We start from the raw sequence: 17,343 nt of genomic DNA, 5'->3' as shown, positions 1-17,343 counted from the left end.
GAACGCAAAAGGGTCATGGCCGCGCCGCCTTCGGTGGAGCGGTGTACTTGGCCGGGGCGGGTGACGGCGCAGTGCGGGCACGGCCACCTTTTTCGGCCCAGGTGCGGGTCCAGCGGATCTGCATCACGCGCATCACGCCCAGCATGATGAGCGACAGCACGCCGAAGAAAACAAAGCCCCACACGTAGCTGCCCAGGTATTGCTTCGACAGGCCCATGGCGTTGGGCACAAGGCCGCCGCCCAGTGCGCCGATTTCGCCGATCATCGAACCGGCCACTGCGGTGCTGGTGGGCCAGCGCAGCGGCACCAGCTGAAACAGCGCGCCGTTGCCTGCGCCCAGCGCAGCAAAGCACAAGATCAAGAGCAGCGTGGTGAGTGCAAGAGAAGACGACGAGATGCCCACAAGCACCAGCCCGACAGCCACCACCAGCAGCACCACCGTGAGCGTGTTCACGCCGCCCCAGCGGTCGGAGATCCAGCCGCCGACGATGCGCACCGCGGCGCCCATGAAGGCCGCCAGCATCGTGAGTTGCCCCGCCTGCACCTTGCTCACGCCGAACTGGTCGTAGTAGTAAGAGGGCAAAAAGGTGATGAGGCCGATGAAGCCGCCGAAGGTCACGCCGTAGATCAGGCTGAACACCCAGCCGTCTTTTTCGAACAGGCAGGCAATGTGCTCGCGAAAGCTCGCGTGGCTGTCGACGTCGGGCGGCTCCTTGGCGAACACCACCATCACCACCATCGGCACCAGGATGGCGGCGGCCGCCACGGCATACACCGCCTGCCAGCCGAGCCATTGCGCGAGCGGCGGCGCCACCAGCACCGACACCGCCGTGCCCACGTTGCCGGCACCCACCAGGCCCATGGCCAGGCCCTTGTGCTGCGGCGGAAACCAGCCCGAACCCAGCGACAGCGCCACGCCGAAGCTGGCGCCCGCAATGCCCAGCAGCACGCCCATGGCCAGCAGGTCGTTGAAGCTCTTCACGAAGAAGAAGCCGAACAGCATGGCCACGGCGATCATGCCCATCTCGACCAGCGTGGCGTTCTTGCGGCCGATGTATTGCGAGAGGATGCCCAGTGGAAAGCGCATGAGCGCGCCCGCAATGATGGGCACCGACAGCATCAGGCCCTTTTGCGCGGGCGAAAGATCGAAGGTTTCGCCGATGAACGGCGCCATGGCGCCGTTGAGCACCCAGATGCAGCAGGAGAACGAGAAGTACAGAAAGGCCGCGAACAGCGTCGGGCCGTGGCCTGAGTGCAAGAAGGTCCTGAAACTGGACATGGCGTTCAATCGTGCGAAATGCCGCGGCGCAGCCTTTGATGGGCCGAGTCGACGGACGGGGTTGGGGCGGAATGCCGGCGGCGGACGCTGTCGGCGTGGGGGTGCTTCCCGGCCATTGCGCAGCCAGGATGGATGCAGGAGCCTGCAGCCTCACCAAAGCGGTGCTTCGTTACACCGCACCCGTGTCGATGCAAGAGACGTGCCTGCGAAAACGAGCGCGCGTGGCCTATGCTTGCCGTGCCTTCAACCGCTTTTCCATGATGTCCCTTCTTGTCGTTCTGCCCAATGATTTCGCCGAGTCCGAGCCGCTGCCGGAGCCGCTCCAGCAGGCGCTGGCGAGCGCCGGCGTCGCTGCCGTCGAGCGGGGCACCTGCCACACGCTGGTGCAGAAGGTGGGTGCGCTTGCACCGCAACAGGTGATCGCCTGGCTGCCCGCACCGGCGCAACAGCTGCAGGCGCTGCTCGATGCGCTCGGCGGATGGAAGGGCGCGCCTCCTTGCGCTCTGGGCCTCGTCAGTGCGTCGCTGGACAGTGCCCAGCACGAAGCGCTGGTTGCTCTGGGTGTGCATGCGTGGCTGCCGATTGAAGCTTTCGGCGGCGCGTCGCTTCGTGCGGTGATGGCGCTGGCGCAGGCCCGGCGGGAACGCGAGGCCGCTCTGCGCACCGAACTCGACGGCCTGCGCACGCGCATGGACGAACGCAAATGGGTCGACCGCGCCAAGGGCCTCTTGATGTCGTCTCGCGGCATCGGCGAGGACGAGGCCTTCGGCTTGCTGCGCGGCGCGGCCATGCATGCCAACCTGCGGCTGGGCGAGGTGTCGCGCTCGGTGATCGAGGCTGCGCAGTGGGCCGACGCGATCAACCGCGCCGGGCAATTGCGCATGCTGTCGCAGCGGCTGGTGCGGATTGCCGCTCAGATGCTGGCAGGCATCGACGTGCAGCGCGCGCGCGTACTGCGCACGCAATCGGTCGAGCGGGTGCAGCAGAACCTGGATCATCTGGCCACCCTCGAGCTTGGCGCTCCGGGCGCGGGCGCGCTGGGCGATGTGCAGGCCGCGTGGAGCGGGCTTTCCGCCGCACTGGCGGCGCGCGCGGTGCCGCAGGCACTGGCCGACATCGACAAGCTCGGCGACGAGCTGCTGGCCGCTGCCGAGGCGCTGACCGATGCGCTCGAAGCCTCCGGCGCGCGGCGTGCGCTGCGCATCGTCAACATCTGCGGGCGGCAGCGCATGCGCGCGCAGCGCCTGGCCAAGGACGCATTGCTTGCTTCGGCGCTTGCCGCGGGGGCTTCGCGCGAGCGCCTGTTGCCGACGATGAACGAGTTCGAGGCGGCGCTCCTGGAGCTGGAGCGTGCGCCCCTCAGTTCACCGGATATCCGCGCGGCACTGGCGGCCGCGAGAGACGAATGGCTGCGCCTTGTCGGAGGGGTGCAGGCACTCGAGAGCCCCGAGGGCCGCGCCACGCTGGTGCGGTCCAGCGAAGCGCTGGTGGATACTTTCGAGCGCCTCACCGCCTGGTACGAACACAGCCTGCAAGTCATCATGTCCTGACTCCGGTTGTGCCGTGCCGGCGGTGTCAGGCCGCAACCTTCTCCACGTGCGCCTGGCGCGTGTAGAGAAAATCGATCACGGCCTTGCGGGCGTGCACATAGGCCGGGTCTTCGGCCAGTTCGACGCGGTTGCGCGGACGTGCGATATCGACCTTCAGCACCTCGCCGATGGTGGCGGCCGGACCGTTGGTGAGCATCACGATGCGGTCGCTCAGCAGCACCGCTTCGTCGACGTCGTGCGTGACCATGACGACGGTGCTCTGCGTCTTCTGCACGATGCCGAGCAGTTCGTCCTGCAGCTTGGCGCGCGTGAGCGCATCGAGGGCGCCAAAGGGTTCGTCCATCAGCAGGACCTTGGGTTCCATGGAGAGCGCGCGTGCAATGCCCACGCGCTGCTTCATGCCGCCCGAGATTTCGCCGGGGCGCTTTTGCGCGGCCGGTGCAAGGCCGACCATCGCGAGCGCCGCATCGGTGCGTGCGCGCAACTGCGCCTTGTTCTCGGTGGCGGCAAAGACGCGCTCGACTGCAAGGTACACGTTCTCGAAGCAGGTGAGCCAAGGCAGCAGCGAGTGGTTCTGGAAGACCACCGCGCGCTCGGGGCCGGGGCCCTTGATTTCGCGGTTGGCGCACAGAAGCACGCCTTGCGTGGGCGTCGTCAGTCCGGCAATCAGGTTCAGCAGCGTCGACTTGCCGCAGCCCGAGTGGCCGATGAGCGTGATGAACTCGCCCTTGGCTACGTTCAGGTTGATGCCCCGAAGCGCGAGGAAGCTGCCCTTGGCCGTCTTGAAGCGCTGCTCGACGTCGTGGATCTCGATGTACTTGGAATCGTCATTCATTGGAAACCTCCGCGCAGCAGCGCTGCGGTATTCGCCTTCGGAACGGCCATGCGGCTCATGACTTCACCTCTTCGAACGTGAACGCGGTTGCAAGCTTGATGAGCGCAAACTCCAGCACCAGGCCGACGATGCCGATGACGAAGATCGCGATGATGATGTTGGCGACGTTGAGGTTGTTCCACTCGTCCCACACCCAGAAGCCGATACCGACGCCGCCGGTGAGCATTTCGGCCGCGACGATCACCAGCCAGGCGGTGCCCACCGCCAGGCGAACACCGGTCAGCATGTAGGGCAGCACGGCGGGGAAGAGGATCTTGGTGAAGATCTTCCATTCGCTCAGGTTGAGCACCTTGGCCACGTTCATGTAGTCGCTCGGCACGCGCTGCACGCCCACGGCGGTGTTGATCACCATCGGCCAGATCGAGCAGATGAAGATGGTCCAGATGGCGGCCGGGTTGGCGCCCTTGAACACCAGCAGGCCGATCGGCAGCCAGGCCAGCGGCGACACGGGGCGCAGCAGGCTGATCAGCGGATTGAACATGCGCGAAAGAAACTCGAAGCGCCCAATGGCAAAGCCAGCCGGAATGCCGACTGCAGCCGCGAGCCCGAAGCCCAATGCCACGCGCTGCAGCGACGAGAGCACGTTCCAGCCCACGCCCTGGTCGTTCGGGCCCTTGCTGTAGAACGGATCGCTGAACACCGTGAGCGCCTGCTGCCAGGTGGCAAGCGGCGACGGAAAGCCGGTGGTGCTCTTCATGGCGACCAGCTCCCAGATCAGCACCAGCAAGCCGAAGCCCGCGAGCGGCGGCAGCACGCGCATCCAGAAGGCACGCAGGTCGACGGATGTGCGTTGCTTTTGCTCCTTCTCCACTTTGAGGAGTGGGGTGGGGAGGGGGGCAGCCTCGGCACGGGGTACGCCCTCACTGCGGCCCTCGCCCGCACGCGGGAGAGGGAGAGATGCGTCCATCGGCGAATGAAATACAGCGCTGACCATGATGTGCTTCTCCTCAGACATGCAGCTTGAAAGAATCGGCGTACTTCTTCGGATCCTTGCCGTCCCACACCGTGCCGTCGAACAGCTTGCTGGTACGCATCACGTCCTTGGGAACCGGCGTCTGCGTGGCAGTGGCGGCCTGTTTGTAGATGTCGATGCGGTTGATCTCGGTGGCCACCTTCAGGTAGTCCGGGTGCTCCTTCAGCAAGCCCCAGCGCTTGTGCTGCGTGAGGAACCACATGCCGTCCGACAGGTACGGAAAGCTCACCGCACCGCCGTTGTAGAACTTCATGTGGTTGGGGTCGTCCCAGCTCTTGCCCATGCCGTTGACATAGCGGCCCAGGATGCGCTGGTTGATGGCGTCCACGCTGGTGTTGACGTAGCTCTTGTCGGCAATGGTCTCGGCCATCTTGTTCTTGTTCTGCAGGCCGGTGTCGATCCACTTGCCCGCTTCGATGATGGCCGCGGTCACGGCGCGTGCGGTGTTGGGGTACTTCTTGACGAAGTCGCCCGTGGTGCCGAGCACTTTCTCCGGATGGTCCTTCCAGATGTCCTGCGTGGTGATGGCCGTCACGCCGATGCCGTCCATGATCGCGCGCTGGCCCCACGGCTCGCCCACGCAGTAGCCGTCCATGTTGCCCACGCGCATGTTGGCCACCATCTGCGGGGGCGGCACGGTGATGTTCTTCACGTCCTTGAAAGGGTCGATGCCGGCGGAGGCCAGCCAGTAGTAGAGCCACATCGCGTGGGTGCCCGTGGGAAAGGTCTGGGCGAAGGTGTATTCGCGCTTTTCGGTGGCGATGAGCTTGGCGAGCGAGGCGGCATCGACCGCGCCCTTGTCGGCGAGCTTCTTCGACAGCGTGATGGCCTGGCCGTTGTTGTTGAGGGTCATGAGCACGGCCATGTCCTTCTTGGGGCCGCTCAGGCCCAGGTGCATGCCGTAGACCAGGCCGTAGAGCACGTGCGCCATGTCCAGGTCGCCGTTGGAGAGCTTGTCGCGCACGCCGGCCCAGCTGGCTTCCTTGCTGGGCACGATCTTCACGCCGTACTTCTTGTCGATGCCGAGCACCGAGGCCATCACCACGCTGGCGCAGTCGGTCAGGGGAATGAAGCCGATCTTCACTTCTTCCTTTTCCGGCTTGTCGGAGCCCTGGGCCCAGACGGCAGCGCGCAGGGCGGGATCGATTCCCACCGCGCCAATGGCGGCGGCTTGCAGTACGCGGCGGCGGCTGAGGCGGGTTTTCAGCAGGTCGGTCATGTGGCGGGGCTCCGGTTGAAGAACAACAACAAACAAAAGAGAGAACAAAAACGAAAAAGGCGTCCCGCACCGCGCAGGGGCTGCTCGAAAACGAGCCCTTGCGGGATGGGGGACGCCTTTGTCCAACTTCGGTGGGCAACACCCGCCGTTGGGTGCTGCCTGCCTCGGACCCAGGGGTCCATGTACTACTTCAGCAAACTGCGTGCCAGCTTTGTCGGCCGTTTTTTGCTATCGCCGTGCTATCGAATAGGCAGCAAAAGAACGATTGCCGGTGGGTGCGCAGGGGCCCTGAGACGGAAAGTGGGTGCGATGCACGCTTGTTGTGCGCCGCACCATTTCGAACGCATGCGGCCGGCTGTTCAGCGCCGCGATGTCGTGTCCAGGGGCAGGTAGTCGGCCATGGCGAGCATCGACTCGGCCACGTCCACCAGGCGGCGCTTCTGGTTCATGGCGGTTTGCAGCAGCATCTTGTGCGCCTCGTTCTCGCTCATGCGCCGATGCGCCATCAGGAGGCCCTTGGCGCGTTCGACCAGCTTGCGCTCGTTGAGGGAGGCGCGAACGGTCTCGAGTTCTTCGCTCATGGCCTGCAGCCGGTGCGATTGCTCCTGCACCATGTCGAGCACCGAGCGTTCGAGGTGCCGGCCGTATTGGGCCGGTGCCGTGGCCTCGGTGCCGGTCTCGTCGAAGAAGATCGCGCCTTCGGCTTGCGGCGCGAGGGTGCCGAGCACTTGCTGGTATTCCTGCAGCTCGCCGCGTGCCTGCGCGATCTTGCGGGCGCAGAGTTCGCGCAGTTCTTCGGCCAACCGGTGTTCGACGGTCTTCATGGCGTCGATGCGGCGGGTGCAGCAGTCGAACCAGTTCTGGCTCAGCCGGGCGTCGGGCGCGGCCCCCGAAGCCGCCTGGGCCGAGGTCACGCTCATGCGGCGCAGGCGCTCGATCTCGGCCATGAAGGCGTCGGACTGGCCCTGGTGCCACAGCGCTAGCACGCCGCTGCTCGAAAAGTCGATGAAGACCTGGAAACAGCGCTCCTGCAGCTCGATGAGGTGCAGCCATTGCTGGCGCTGCGCTTCGTCGGTACGCCCCACCGCCAGCGACGCGGCTCCGAAGGCGCGCTCCTGGCCGGCAAACTCCTTGCCCTGCATGAAGTTGAACATCGCGACGAGCAGGCGCGAAATCTCTGGGTCGGTGGCGCCGTCGGCGGCCTCGAACACCACGGCCAGCAGACCGGCAACGAGCTTGGCGAAAGCGGCGGTCGCCTGCGCGGGCGTCAGCTCCAGCGCTGCCACGCGGCGCCGCAGCGCGGGCAAGCCGTCCAGGCCGGGAAGCACCCAGGCAATGCGGCTGAAGAGGCGGGCGCTGTTGCCTGCGGTGGCGCCCGGGCGGCCTTCGGTTTCGAGCTGGTCGAATCCGGCGCGCACCTCTTGTTCGAGTGCCAGGCATTCGGCGATCTGCGGGTCGCGCTGGTCGGCAAAGCGAACGCCGCGCGAGGCGAGAAACACGTTGGACATGCCACGCTCCCGCTGCAGCGCATGGACGAGCCGCGCGATCAGCCCGACCAGGTCGCTGGTGCGCGCGAGCTGGTCGAGCTCGTCGATTTCGCACTTTCTGGCGGCGATCAGGAAATTCAGTCCGGATTTCATGGTGGGAGGGGGAGGCAAAAGGCGTGCTGCAACATCCGTGCCGCATGGGCATTCCGCGCCGCCTACACTCCTGCGAATGCTTCTTCTGGGAATCGAATCCTCCTGCGACGAAACCGGCGTGGCGCTGGTTGAGTCGCACGGCGACGCGCTGCCGCTCTTGCGCTCGCATGCGCTGCACAGCCAGATCGCCATGCACCAGGCCTACGGCGGCGTGGTGCCCGAACTCGCCAGCCGAGACCACATCCGCCGCGTGCTGCCGCTGACCGAAGCGGTCATGGCGGAGGCCGGACGTTCGCTGGCCGAAATCGACGTGGTCGCCTATACACGCGGGCCGGGCCTTGCCGGGGCCTTGCTGGTGGGGGCGGGTGTGGCGTGCGCCCTGGGAGCGGCGCTAGGCAAACCGGTGCTCGGGGTGCATCACCTCGAAGGGCACTTGCTGTCGCCCTTCCTGAGCGCGGATCCGCCGGAGTTTCCGTTCGTGGCGCTGCTCGTTTCTGGCGGGCACACCCAGCTGATGCGGGTGGACGGTGTGGGGCGCTACGAACTGCTGGGCGAAACCATCGACGACGCGGCGGGCGAGGCTTTCGACAAGAGTGCCAAGCTCATGGGCCTGCCGTATCCGGGTGGCCCGTGGCTGGCCAAACTGGCGGAAGAGGGCAATGCGGAGGCGTTCAAGCTGCCGCGGCCGCTCCTGCACAGCGGCGACCTGGATTTTTCATTCGCCGGGCTGAAGACCGCGGTGCTGACCCAGGCCAAGAAGCTCGGCGACGGGCTGGAGGCGAGCAAGGCCGACCTGGCCGCTTCCACACAAGCCGCCATCGTCGAGGTGCTGCTGAAAAAGTCGCTGGCTGCGCTCGGGCAGACCGGCCTCAAGCGGCTGGTGGTTGCGGGCGGCGTGGGCGCCAATCGAAGCCTGCGGGAGCAACTGAACGCCGCCTGCGCCAGGCGCGGCGTGCGCGTGCACTACCCCGAGCTGCACCTGTGCACCGACAACGGCGCGATGATCGCGATGGCGGCCGCGATGCGGCTGCAGTCGGGCCTGGCGCAGGCCAGCGCGCGCTATGCCTTCGACGTCAAGCCGCGATGGCCCATGGCTTCGCTGATGGCATCCGCGGCGCCGGCGCAGGTGCCCGCGTAGCAGCGGGGCGCTGCGCGCGGCCGAGCGAAGGCACCGGCAGCACGTCGAGCATGTTGCGCCACAGCTGGCGCCACTGCGGCCAATCGTGGCCGCCTTCGGTGGTGAACACCCGGCCTTCGGGCAGCGCATCCGCCAGCAGCTTGTGGTTGCTGGCAAAGCGGTCGCTGAGGCCGAAGCCCAGGTACAGCTGCGGCAGGTCCTTGGATCTTTGGGGTTCCAGGTATTGCTGGAACCAGGGCCACAGCTTGCGATCGACTTCCTCGTCGGGCTGAGGGCCGGTGGGAGCCTGCCAGGTGCGCAGGCCGCCTGCCTTGTGGATTTCGGCGCCCAGAACGCGCCGCCCCAGGTAAGGCGCCAGCGCGACGATGCCGTCGACCGAGCCCGGCCTGGACAGTTCGTGGATCAGCGCGCCGAAGCCGCCGATGGAAATGCCCACGAGCCAGATCGACTTGTAGCCCTTGGCGCGCTGCGGCTCGATGACGTCCGCATGCAGGCGCTCGCTGAGCGTCTGGTCGTAGTAGTAGGAAACGTCGGCGTCCACCAGCAGTGAATCGGCGGCCAGGTGGCGCTCCTGGACTGCGCTGATGAAGCCTTCGCGCTCGAATTCGTCGGGTTTGAGATAGGCGCCTGGCAGGAAAACCAGGAGCGTATCGGACCGTTCGTTGTCATTGGCTGACTTGAGGTGCGTGATCATGGCGTGCCTTATTGGGCACCCGAATCCGCACCGTTAGCGATTCGGTGCGTCCGCGAGACGCCCACGAAGAAGAAAGAAGAAAAATGTGAATACGTCACATGATGTGACGTTATTCACTGTCCTATTGTGATTAAGGAGCGTCTTCAAAGTCAAAAACAATAGTTAACGACACTTTCCTCTCGTGGGCATTGCAAGATCAGTTGATCTGCAGCTCCGAAACGCGGCTCACTGGCACTTGCTTGCCCAGCTTCAGCGTGAGCACGCCGTTCTCGAGCTTGGCCTCGCTGGCGCCCGCGTCGATGTCTTGCGGCAGCTCGTAGGCAGCCTTGAACTGGCGCTTGGCTTCGGCCTTGCTGCCGATGCGGACCACGGCACCTTCGATGCCGATGGTGAGGTCTTCACGCGAAAGGCCGGGCACATCGACGGAGAGCGTCCAGCTCTTTTCGTCCTGTTCGACGAGCGGGGACTTGCGGGCATCGGTGAAGGCTTCGTTGACGAAACGCTCGAAGGCGCGGTCGTACGAACGCGGAGCAAAGCGGGCGGTATGAAGGGCGGGTGCGAAAAACATGAAAGAACTCCTGAATGAACACAATGGGGACAAGAATGTGTGTCCCTTACACTGCGCGGCCATTCAAAGCTGAGTGCCGCTTGCCACCACATCTAGGCGCGGCCGCAACCGTTTCAAGACAATGAATCCCCCCTTTATTTGGCGTCGCAAGGCCTTGAAATTTGCGGCGCTGGCGCTATGCGCGGCCCCCTTTGCCGCAGCAGCGCAAACGCCGCCGGCGCCCATCCGCCTGGCGCTTATCGAGAGCATGAGCGGTCCCTTCGCCAACACGGGCGAAGCAGTGTTTCGCAATCTGCTGTGGGCCGTGGAGCGCGTGAATGCGCGCGGCGGCATCAAGCTGCCGGGCGTGCCCGGCGGTGCGCGGCCGCTGCAGCTCGACCGCTACGACAGCAAGGGGCAGAACGAAGAAGCGCTCTCGGCGCTGCGCGCGGCCATGGACGACGGTGCGCGCATCGTGCTGCAGGGCAACTCGTCGGCGACCGCCGCGGCGCTGGTCGATGCCATTGAAAAGAACAACGAACGCGATCCGTCGCGGCGCGTGATCTTTCTCAACTACGCGGCGGTCGATCCGGTGCTCACCAACGAGCGCTGCAGCTTCTGGCACTTTCGCTTCGATGCCCATGCCGACATGCGCGTGGTCGCGCTGATGGACGTGGTGAAGGACGATGCAACGCTCAAGCGCGCATACCTCATCGGCCAGGACTACAGCTTTGGCCAGGCGGTGCTGCGTGAATCGAAGCGCCAGCTGGGCGTTCAGCGGCCCGATGTGGAAATCGTCGGGGACGAACTGCATCCGATGGGCAGGGTGAAGGACTTTGCGCCTTACGCCAGCAAGATCATCGCGAGCGGCGCGCAGGCGGTGTTTACCGGCAACTGGGGCAACGACCTCACGCTGCTGGTGAAGGCGGCGCGCGAGGGCGGCTTCAACGGCACCTTCTATACCTTCTACGGCAATGCGCTCGGTGCGCCGGCGGCCATCGGCGATGCCGGCATCGGCCGCGTGATCGCCGTGGCCGACTGGCTGCCTAACGTGCAAACGGCCCAGTCCGAAGCGTTCTATCGCGCATTTCGCGCGCGCTTTCCCAAGCCTGCCGACGACTACGTGCACATGCGCATGCAACTGCTGGTGGAATCGCTGGCGCAAGCCATCGAGCGCGCAGGCAGCGCCGAGGCCGCCGCCGTGGCGCGTGCCCTCGAACAGGCCGACGTGAGCCTTTACGGCCAGCGCGGACGCATGCGCGCTTCGGACCATCAGTTCCAGCAGCAACTCGTGGTCGGCGTGATGGACAGGCAGGGCAGGCCGGGCGTGCAGTTCGATGTCGAAGGTTCCGGCTACGGCTTTCGCGTGATCAAGACCATCGCACCCGAACGCGCCGAACTGCCGACGACCTGCAAGATGAAGAGAAGCTAGGAAAACCAACTCATGCGTGAAGCCATCCACAACCTCGAAGCCTCCAAGATCCGCGAGGTTGCCAATGCCGGTCTCGGCCGCGACGACGTGCTCGCCTTCTGGTTCGGCGAAAGCGACGAAGTCACGCCCGAGGTGATCCGCCAGGCGGCCATCGATTCGCTTCAGCGCGGCGAAACCTTCTACGCGCACAACCTCGGCCTGCCCGAACTGCGCGAGGCAATCGCCGGCTACACCAGCAAGCTGCATCCCAAGGTCGATGCTTCGCGCATTGCCGTGACCTCCGGCGGTGTGAGCGCGCTGATGCTTGCGGTGCAGGCGCTGGTCGATGCGGGCGACGAAGTGGTTGCGGTCACGCCGGTGTGGCCCAACCTGACGGCGCAGCCTGCGATTCTTGGCGCTGTGGTGCGCACGGTGTCGCTGGTACCCGCCGATGGGCAATGGACGCTCGACCTTGCAGCGTTGCGAAAGGCCGTCACGCCAAAAACCAAGCTCCTGATCGTCAACGCGCCCAACAACCCGACAGGCTGGACCATGACGCGCGAAGAGCAGCAGGCCGTGCTCGACCACTGCCGCGAAACCGGCACCTGGATCCTGGCCGACGAGGTTTACGAGCGGCTCTACTTCGAGCCCACGTCTAACGGTTGCGCTCCGAGCTTTCTGGACATTTCGAGGCCCGACGACCGGCTGGTGGTGACGCACAGCTTTTCGAAGAGCTTTCTCATGACCGGTTGGCGCCTTGGCTGGCTGGTGCTGCCGCCCGCGCTGGTCGAAGGCATCGGCAAGCTGATCGAGTTCAACACCTCGTGCGCGAGCGTGTTCACCCAGCGCGCCGCCGTTGCCGCCATCGAGCACACCGCGGAGATCACGCCTCGCGTGGTTGCCCACCTGAAGCAGTGCCGGGACACTCTGGTGCCGCTGCTGGCGGCCTTGCCCGGTGTGCAGGTGACCCCGGCCAAGGGCGGCATGTACGCCTTTTTCCGGCTCGAAGGCTTCGGCGACTCCCTCGAGCTTGCCAAGCGCCTGGTCGTCGAGGCTGGCCTTGGCCTGGCCCCCGGCAACGCCTTCGCCCCGGAAGCCCAAGGCTGGCTGCGCTGGTGCTTCGCCTCCAAGGACCCGCAGCGCCTTGTGCAAGGCGTGGAGCGCCTGAAAACCTGGCTATCCAGACAGTAAACGCGCAAGCCCCGGGCGAGCTATAATCCCGAGGCTTTGCATGCCGCAAGGCGCACGGTAGGGGCAGTTCCAGCGCCTACCGCAAGTCAAACATCCCGGAACAAGGAAATTCAACATGATCGCAGCCTCCATCAAGGCCGAAGTCGTCAAAGACAACGCCCGCGCCGCCAACGATACCGGCAGCCCCGAAGTGCAAGTCGCACTGCTGACCGCCCGTATCAACGAGCTCACCCCCCACTTCAAGACGCACGCCAAGGACCACCATGGCCGTCGCGGCCTGCTGCGCATGGTGAGCCGCCGCCGCAAGCTCCTGGACTACCTCAAGTCCAAGGATGCCGACCGTTACACCGCGCTGATCGCCAAGCTGGGTCTGCGCAAGTAAACCGAATCGCATGAAAAAACGCCTGGGTTAGTCCGCTAGCTCAGGCGTTTTTTACTTCGCGATCCACTTTCGGAGTGCCAAAACAGAGCGAAGCTGTGTCATTCCAATGAAGTTCCCGCTGAGCTTCGCTGGAATGGCATCGTGTTCTGAGAAGCCTCCGTCCCTGCGGAACCTGTGATGAATACAGGTCAATCGCTATCAAAACAGGAGCAAACATGAGCCTCTTCAACAAAGTCACCAAGTCCTTCCAATGGGGCGACAAGACCGTCGTCATGGAAACGGGTGAAATCGCTCGCCAGGCCAGTGGCGCCGTGGTGGTCGACATCGACGGAACCGTGGTCCTGGCGACCGTGGTGGCCTCCAAGTCGGCAAAGCCCGGCCAGGACTTCTTCCCGCTGACCGTCGACTACATCGAGAAGACCTACGCCGCGGGCAAGATCCCCGGCAGCTTCTTCAAGCGCGAAGCCAAGCCGAGCGAACACGAAACGCTGACCAGCCGCCTGATCGACCGTCCGATTCGCCCGCTGTTCCCCGAAGGCTTCCTGAACGAAGTGCACGTGGTCATCCACACGCTGTCGCTCAACCCCGAAGTCGACGCCGACATCGCCGCCATGATCGGCGTGAGCGCCGCGCTGTCGATTTCCGGCATTCCGTTCAGCGGCCCGATCGGCGCTGCGCGCGTGGGCTACATCAACGGCCAGTACGTGCTGAATCCGGGCCAGACCGCCCGCAAGGATTCGCAGATGGACCTCGTCGTGGCAGGTACCGAAGCCGCCGTGCTGATGGTCGAATCCGAAGCACAGCAACTCAGCGAAGAAATCATGCTGGGCGGCGTGGTGTTCGGCCATGAACAAGCCAACATCGCGATCAACGCGATCCATGAACTCGTGCGCGACGCCGGCAAGCCGGTGTGGGACTGGCAGCCGCCGGCCGAAGACGAAGCCTTCGTCGCCAAGGTCAAGAGCCTGGCTGAAGAAAAGCTGCGCGCCGTCTATCAAATCCGCAGCAAGCAAGCCCGCACGCAAGCCCTGCGCGAAGCCAACGCCAGCGTGATGAACACGCTGAAGGAAAGCGGCGAACCCTTCGACGCCGGCAAGGTCAACGACCTGCTGTTCTCGATCGAATCGAAGATCGTCCGCAGCCAGATTCTCTCGGGCGAACCCCGCATCGACGGCCGCGACACGCGCACCGTGCGCCCCATCGAAATCCGCAACTCCGTGCTGCCGCGCACCCACGGCTCGGCGCTGTTCACGCGTGGCGAGACGCAGGGCCTGGTTGTGACCACGCTCGGCACGGAACGCGACGCACAGCGCATCGACGCGCTGGCCGGCGAGTACGAAGACCGCTTCCTGTTCCACTACAACATGCCTCCCTTTGCCACCGGTGAAGTGGGCCGCATGGGCTCGACCAAGCGCCGCGAAATCGGCCACGGCCGCCTGGCCAAGCGCGCGCTCGTCGCGGTGCTGCCGACCAAGGAAGAGTTCCCGTACACCATTCGCGTGGTGTCGGAAATCACCGAATCGAACGGCTCCTCGTCGATGGCTTCGGTCTGCGGCGGCTGCCTTTCGATGATGGACGCCGGCGTGCCGATGAAGGCGCACGTGGCCGGCATTGCCATGGGCCTGATCAAGGAAGACAACCGCTTTGCGGTGCTGACCGACATCCTGGGCGACGAAGATCACCTGGGCGACATGGACTTCAAGGTGGCCGGCACGACCAACGGCATCACCGCGCTGCAGATGGACATCAAGATCCAGGGCATCACCAAGGAAATCATGCAGGTCGCACTGGCCCAGGCCAAGGAGGCGCGCATGCACATCCTGGGCAAAATGCAGGAAGCCATGGGCGAAGCCAAGACCGAGGTGTCGCAGTTCGCACCGCGCCTGACCACGCTCAAGATCAACCCCGAGAAGATCCGCGACGTGATCGGCAAGGGCGGCGCAGTCATTCGCGGCCTGCAGGAAGAAACCGGCACGACGATCAACATCGACGAAGACGGCACCATCACCATCGCCTCGACCGATCCGGAAAAGGCCGAGTTGGCCAAGAAGCGCATCGAGCAGATCACCGCCGAAGTCGAAATCGGCAAGGTCTACGAAGGCCCGGTCACCAAGATCCTGGACTTCGGCGCACTCATCAACCTGCTGCCCGGCAAGGACGGCCTGCTGCACATCAGCCAGATCGCGCACGAGCGCGTCGAGAAGGTGACCGACTATCTGAGCGAAGGCCAGATCGTGAAGGTCAAGGTTCTCGAGACGGACGAAAAGGGCCGCGTCAAGCTGTCCATGAAGGCCCTGAGCGAGCGCCCGGCAGGCATGGAATTCCAGGAACGCGCACCGCGTGAAGACCGTGGCGACCGCGGTGATCGCGGCGGCGAGCGTCGCGAGCGTTCGGACCGTGGCGACCGTGGCGGTGACCGCGGCGGCGAACGTGCGCCTCGTTTCAACAACGAGCAGCAGCAGCCGCGCAACGAGCAGCCGCAGGCCCCCGCCGGCGAGCAGCCGTACGCACCGCGCGAATCGCAAGAGTAAGAAGGGCGCAACGGCAGCTTTGCCGTTGCCGACTTTTTAATTGCTAACCACGCCCGGACACGGGCGTTGCAGGCCAAAGACCATGAAAGCCATTGAAATCACTTCGTACGGCGCCCCTGAGGTGCTGCGCGCCGTGGAGCGTCCCGATCCGGTGGCCGGCGTGGGCGAATTGCTGATCCGTGTTGCCGCGAGCGGCGTGAACCGTCCGGACGTGTTGCAGCGCAAGGGCCACTACCCGGTGCCGCCGGGTGCTTCCGACCTGCCGGGCCTCGAAGTGGCCGGCGAGATCGTGTCGGGCGATGCCGCTGCCCTGGCCGAGGCGGGCTTCAAGATTGGCGACCGCGTCTGCGCGCTGATCGCTGGCGGCGGCTATGCCGAGCTGTGCGTGGCGCCTGTGGCGCAATGCCTTGCGGTGCCCAAGGGCTGGAGCGACATCGAGGCGGCTTCGCTGCCCGAGACCTTCTTCACCGTCTGGAGCAACGTGTTCGACCGGGGCCGCCTGCAAAAGGGCGAAACCCTGCTGATCCAGGGCGGCTCGAGCGGCATCGGCGTGACGGCAATCCAGATTGCCAAGGCGTTGGGCGCGACGGTGATCGTCACGGCCGGCAGCGACGACAAGTGCGAGGCCTGCAAGAGGCTGGGCGCGGACCACGCCATCAACTACCGCACGAGCGACTTCGCCGAAGAGGCGAAGAGGCTCACCGGCGGCAAGGGCGTGGACGTGATCCTCGACATGGTTGCGGGCGACTACGTGGCGCGCGAGATCGAATGCATGGCCGAAGACGGCCGGCTGGTGATCATTGCGGTGCAGGGCGGCGTCAAGAGCGACTTCAATGCGGGCCTGGTGCTGCGCAAGCGGCTGGTGATCACCGGCTCGACGCTGCGTCCGCGGCCTGTGGCGTTCAAGGGCGCCATTGCCAAGGCGCTGCGCGAGAAGGTCTGGCCGCTGCTCGAAAGCGGCGCGGTCAAGCCCGTGATCCACAGCACCTTTGCAGCGGGCGGCGAACCCAGTGGCGCGGCGCAGGCACATGCACTCATGGAATCCAACCAGCACATCGGCAAGATCGTGCTGACATGGTGACGGGCAACAACACGATGACAACCAAGAAGAAGCTGATCGCCGGCAACTGGAAGATGAACGGCAGCCTGGCTGCCAACGAGGCGCTGGTGAAGGCCTTGCTGCAGGGCCTGGCCGCGGCACCGGCCGCTTGCGACGTCGCACTTTGCGCGCCGGCTCCGTATTTCGCGCAGCTGCAATCGCTGCTGGCAGGTTCCAAGGCCATTGCACTTGGTGCGCAGGACATTTCGGCGCACCCGCAAGGTGCGTTCACCGGCGAGCAATCGGCGGCCATGCTGAAGGAATTCGGCGTGCGCTATGCCATCGTCGGCCATTCGGAGCGTCGCCAGTACCACGGCGAAACCGACGAGGCGGTGGCAGCCAAGACGGCGGCTGCGCTGGCGAACGGCATCACGCCCATCGTCTGCGTGGGCGAAACGCTGGCCGAGCGCGAAGCCGGGCACACCGAAGAAGTCGTCAAGCGCCAGCTGGCCGCGGTGATCCACGTCAATGGCCACTGCATCAGCGAGATCGTCGTGGCCTATGAACCCGTCTGGGCCATCGGCACCGGCAAGACGGCCACTCCCGAGCAGGCGCAGGCCGTGCACGCCGTGCTGCGTACTCAGCTTCACCATGCGGCCAGCGAACATGCGGCCGGCATCTGCATTCTTTACGGCGGCAGCATGAATGCGGCAAATGCCGCCCAACTGCTGGCGCAGCCCGACATCGACGGCGGCCTCATCGGCGGCGCTTCGCTCAAGGCAGCAGACTTTTTGCAGATCATTTCCGCTGCCGCTCGCTGAACGCGAGGGGCGGCTGACATCAATTAGGAGTAA

15 protein-coding genes are annotated in these 17,343 nt (G+C 65.2%); 8 read left to right on the top strand and 7 right to left on the bottom strand.

Annotated features, from left to right (window positions below; all coding sequences use genetic code 11):
• Positions 1–13 precede the first annotated feature (13 nt).
• Entirely contained in the window at positions 14–1,279 is a 1,266-nt protein-coding gene (locus tag QHG62_RS17925; RefSeq protein ID WP_281146884.1) for an MFS transporter, read from the bottom strand.
• Positions 1,280–1,536: 257 nt separating this feature from the next.
• Between QHG62_RS17925 and QHG62_RS17920 the strand changes: the two genes are divergently transcribed.
• Positions 1,537–2,829 (top strand): type IV pili methyl-accepting chemotaxis transducer N-terminal domain-containing protein, encoded by a 1,293-nt coding sequence (locus QHG62_RS17920; protein ID WP_281146883.1) that lies wholly within the window; start codon positions 1,537–1,539, stop codon positions 2,827–2,829.
• Positions 2,830–2,854: 25 nt separating this feature from the next.
• Here QHG62_RS17920 and QHG62_RS17915 read toward each other — a convergent pair whose 3' ends face one another.
• From QHG62_RS17915 to QHG62_RS17900, 4 genes are all read right to left on the bottom strand, one after another.
• Positions 2,855–3,664 carry an ABC transporter ATP-binding protein gene (locus QHG62_RS17915; protein ID WP_281146882.1) on the bottom strand — a complete coding sequence of 270 codons (810 nt, stop codon included), beginning with the start codon at positions 3,662–3,664 and terminating at the stop codon, positions 2,855–2,857.
• Between the two features lie 55 nt (positions 3,665–3,719).
• Positions 3,720–4,658 (bottom strand): nitrate ABC transporter permease, encoded by a 939-nt coding sequence (ntrB, locus tag QHG62_RS17910; RefSeq protein WP_281146881.1) that lies wholly within the window; start codon positions 4,656–4,658, stop codon positions 3,720–3,722.
• 13 nt (positions 4,659–4,671) lie between these two features.
• On the bottom strand, positions 4,672–5,916 hold the full coding sequence (locus tag QHG62_RS17905; RefSeq protein WP_281146880.1) for a CmpA/NrtA family ABC transporter substrate-binding protein: 1,245 nt from the start codon (positions 5,914–5,916) through the stop codon (positions 4,672–4,674).
• A 359-nt stretch (positions 5,917–6,275) separates the two neighbouring features.
• Entirely contained in the window at positions 6,276–7,556 is a 1,281-nt protein-coding gene (locus QHG62_RS17900) for a nitrate regulatory protein (protein WP_281146879.1), read from the bottom strand.
• A gap of 76 nt (positions 7,557–7,632) precedes the next feature.
• Here QHG62_RS17900 and tsaD point away from each other — a divergent pair, with 76 nt between their 5' ends.
• Positions 7,633–8,694 carry a tRNA (adenosine(37)-N6)-threonylcarbamoyltransferase complex transferase subunit TsaD gene (gene tsaD, locus QHG62_RS17895; protein ID WP_281146878.1) on the top strand — a complete coding sequence of 354 codons (1,062 nt, stop codon included), beginning with the start codon at positions 7,633–7,635 and terminating at the stop codon, positions 8,692–8,694.
• Here the strand turns inward: tsaD and QHG62_RS17890 are convergent.
• A complete protein-coding gene (locus QHG62_RS17890) occupies positions 8,630–9,388 on the bottom strand; it encodes an alpha/beta hydrolase-fold protein (RefSeq protein WP_281146877.1) in 759 nt (252 codons plus the stop codon). The genes tsaD and QHG62_RS17890 overlap by 65 nt on opposite strands.
• Before the next feature lie 196 nt (positions 9,389–9,584).
• On the bottom strand, positions 9,585–9,956 hold the full coding sequence (locus QHG62_RS17885) for an Hsp20/alpha crystallin family protein (protein ID WP_281146876.1): 372 nt from the start codon (positions 9,954–9,956) through the stop codon (positions 9,585–9,587).
• 121 nt (positions 9,957–10,077) lie between these two features.
• Between QHG62_RS17885 and QHG62_RS17880 the strand changes: the two genes are divergently transcribed.
• The 6 genes from QHG62_RS17880 to tpiA all read left to right on the top strand — a co-directional run bounded on the left by QHG62_RS17880 (position 10,078) and on the right by tpiA (position 17,310).
• A complete protein-coding gene (locus QHG62_RS17880; protein WP_281146875.1) occupies positions 10,078–11,367 on the top strand; it encodes a branched-chain amino acid ABC transporter substrate-binding protein in 1,290 nt (429 codons plus the stop codon).
• 12 nt (positions 11,368–11,379) lie between these two features.
• Positions 11,380–12,537 carry a pyridoxal phosphate-dependent aminotransferase gene (locus QHG62_RS17875; protein ID WP_281146874.1) on the top strand — a complete coding sequence of 386 codons (1,158 nt, stop codon included), beginning with the start codon at positions 11,380–11,382 and terminating at the stop codon, positions 12,535–12,537.
• Between the two features lie 115 nt (positions 12,538–12,652).
• A complete protein-coding gene (gene rpsO / locus QHG62_RS17870) occupies positions 12,653–12,919 on the top strand; it encodes a 30S ribosomal protein S15 (RefSeq protein WP_007837783.1) in 267 nt (88 codons plus the stop codon).
• A gap of 215 nt (positions 12,920–13,134) precedes the next feature.
• Entirely contained in the window at positions 13,135–15,450 is a 2,316-nt protein-coding gene (pnp, locus tag QHG62_RS17865) for a polyribonucleotide nucleotidyltransferase (protein ID WP_281146871.1), read from the top strand.
• An 82-nt stretch (positions 15,451–15,532) separates the two neighbouring features.
• Complete coding sequence (locus QHG62_RS17860) at positions 15,533–16,531, top strand: NAD(P)H-quinone oxidoreductase (RefSeq protein ID WP_281146870.1); 999 nt, start codon at positions 15,533–15,535, stop codon at positions 16,529–16,531.
• Positions 16,525–17,310, top strand: coding sequence for a triose-phosphate isomerase (gene tpiA, locus QHG62_RS17855; RefSeq protein ID WP_281146869.1), 786 nt, complete (start codon positions 16,525–16,527; stop codon positions 17,308–17,310). The genes QHG62_RS17860 and tpiA overlap by 7 nt, the downstream gene beginning before the upstream one ends.
• Positions 17,311–17,343: the final 33 nt, after the last annotated feature.

The organism is Variovorax paradoxus (genome assembly GCF_029919115.1).
Classification (GTDB): domain Bacteria; phylum Pseudomonadota; class Gammaproteobacteria; order Burkholderiales; family Burkholderiaceae_C; genus Variovorax; species Variovorax paradoxus_O.
Note: the sequence above shows the minus strand (reverse complement) of the source record. Positions and strands in the feature narration are given on the sequence as shown.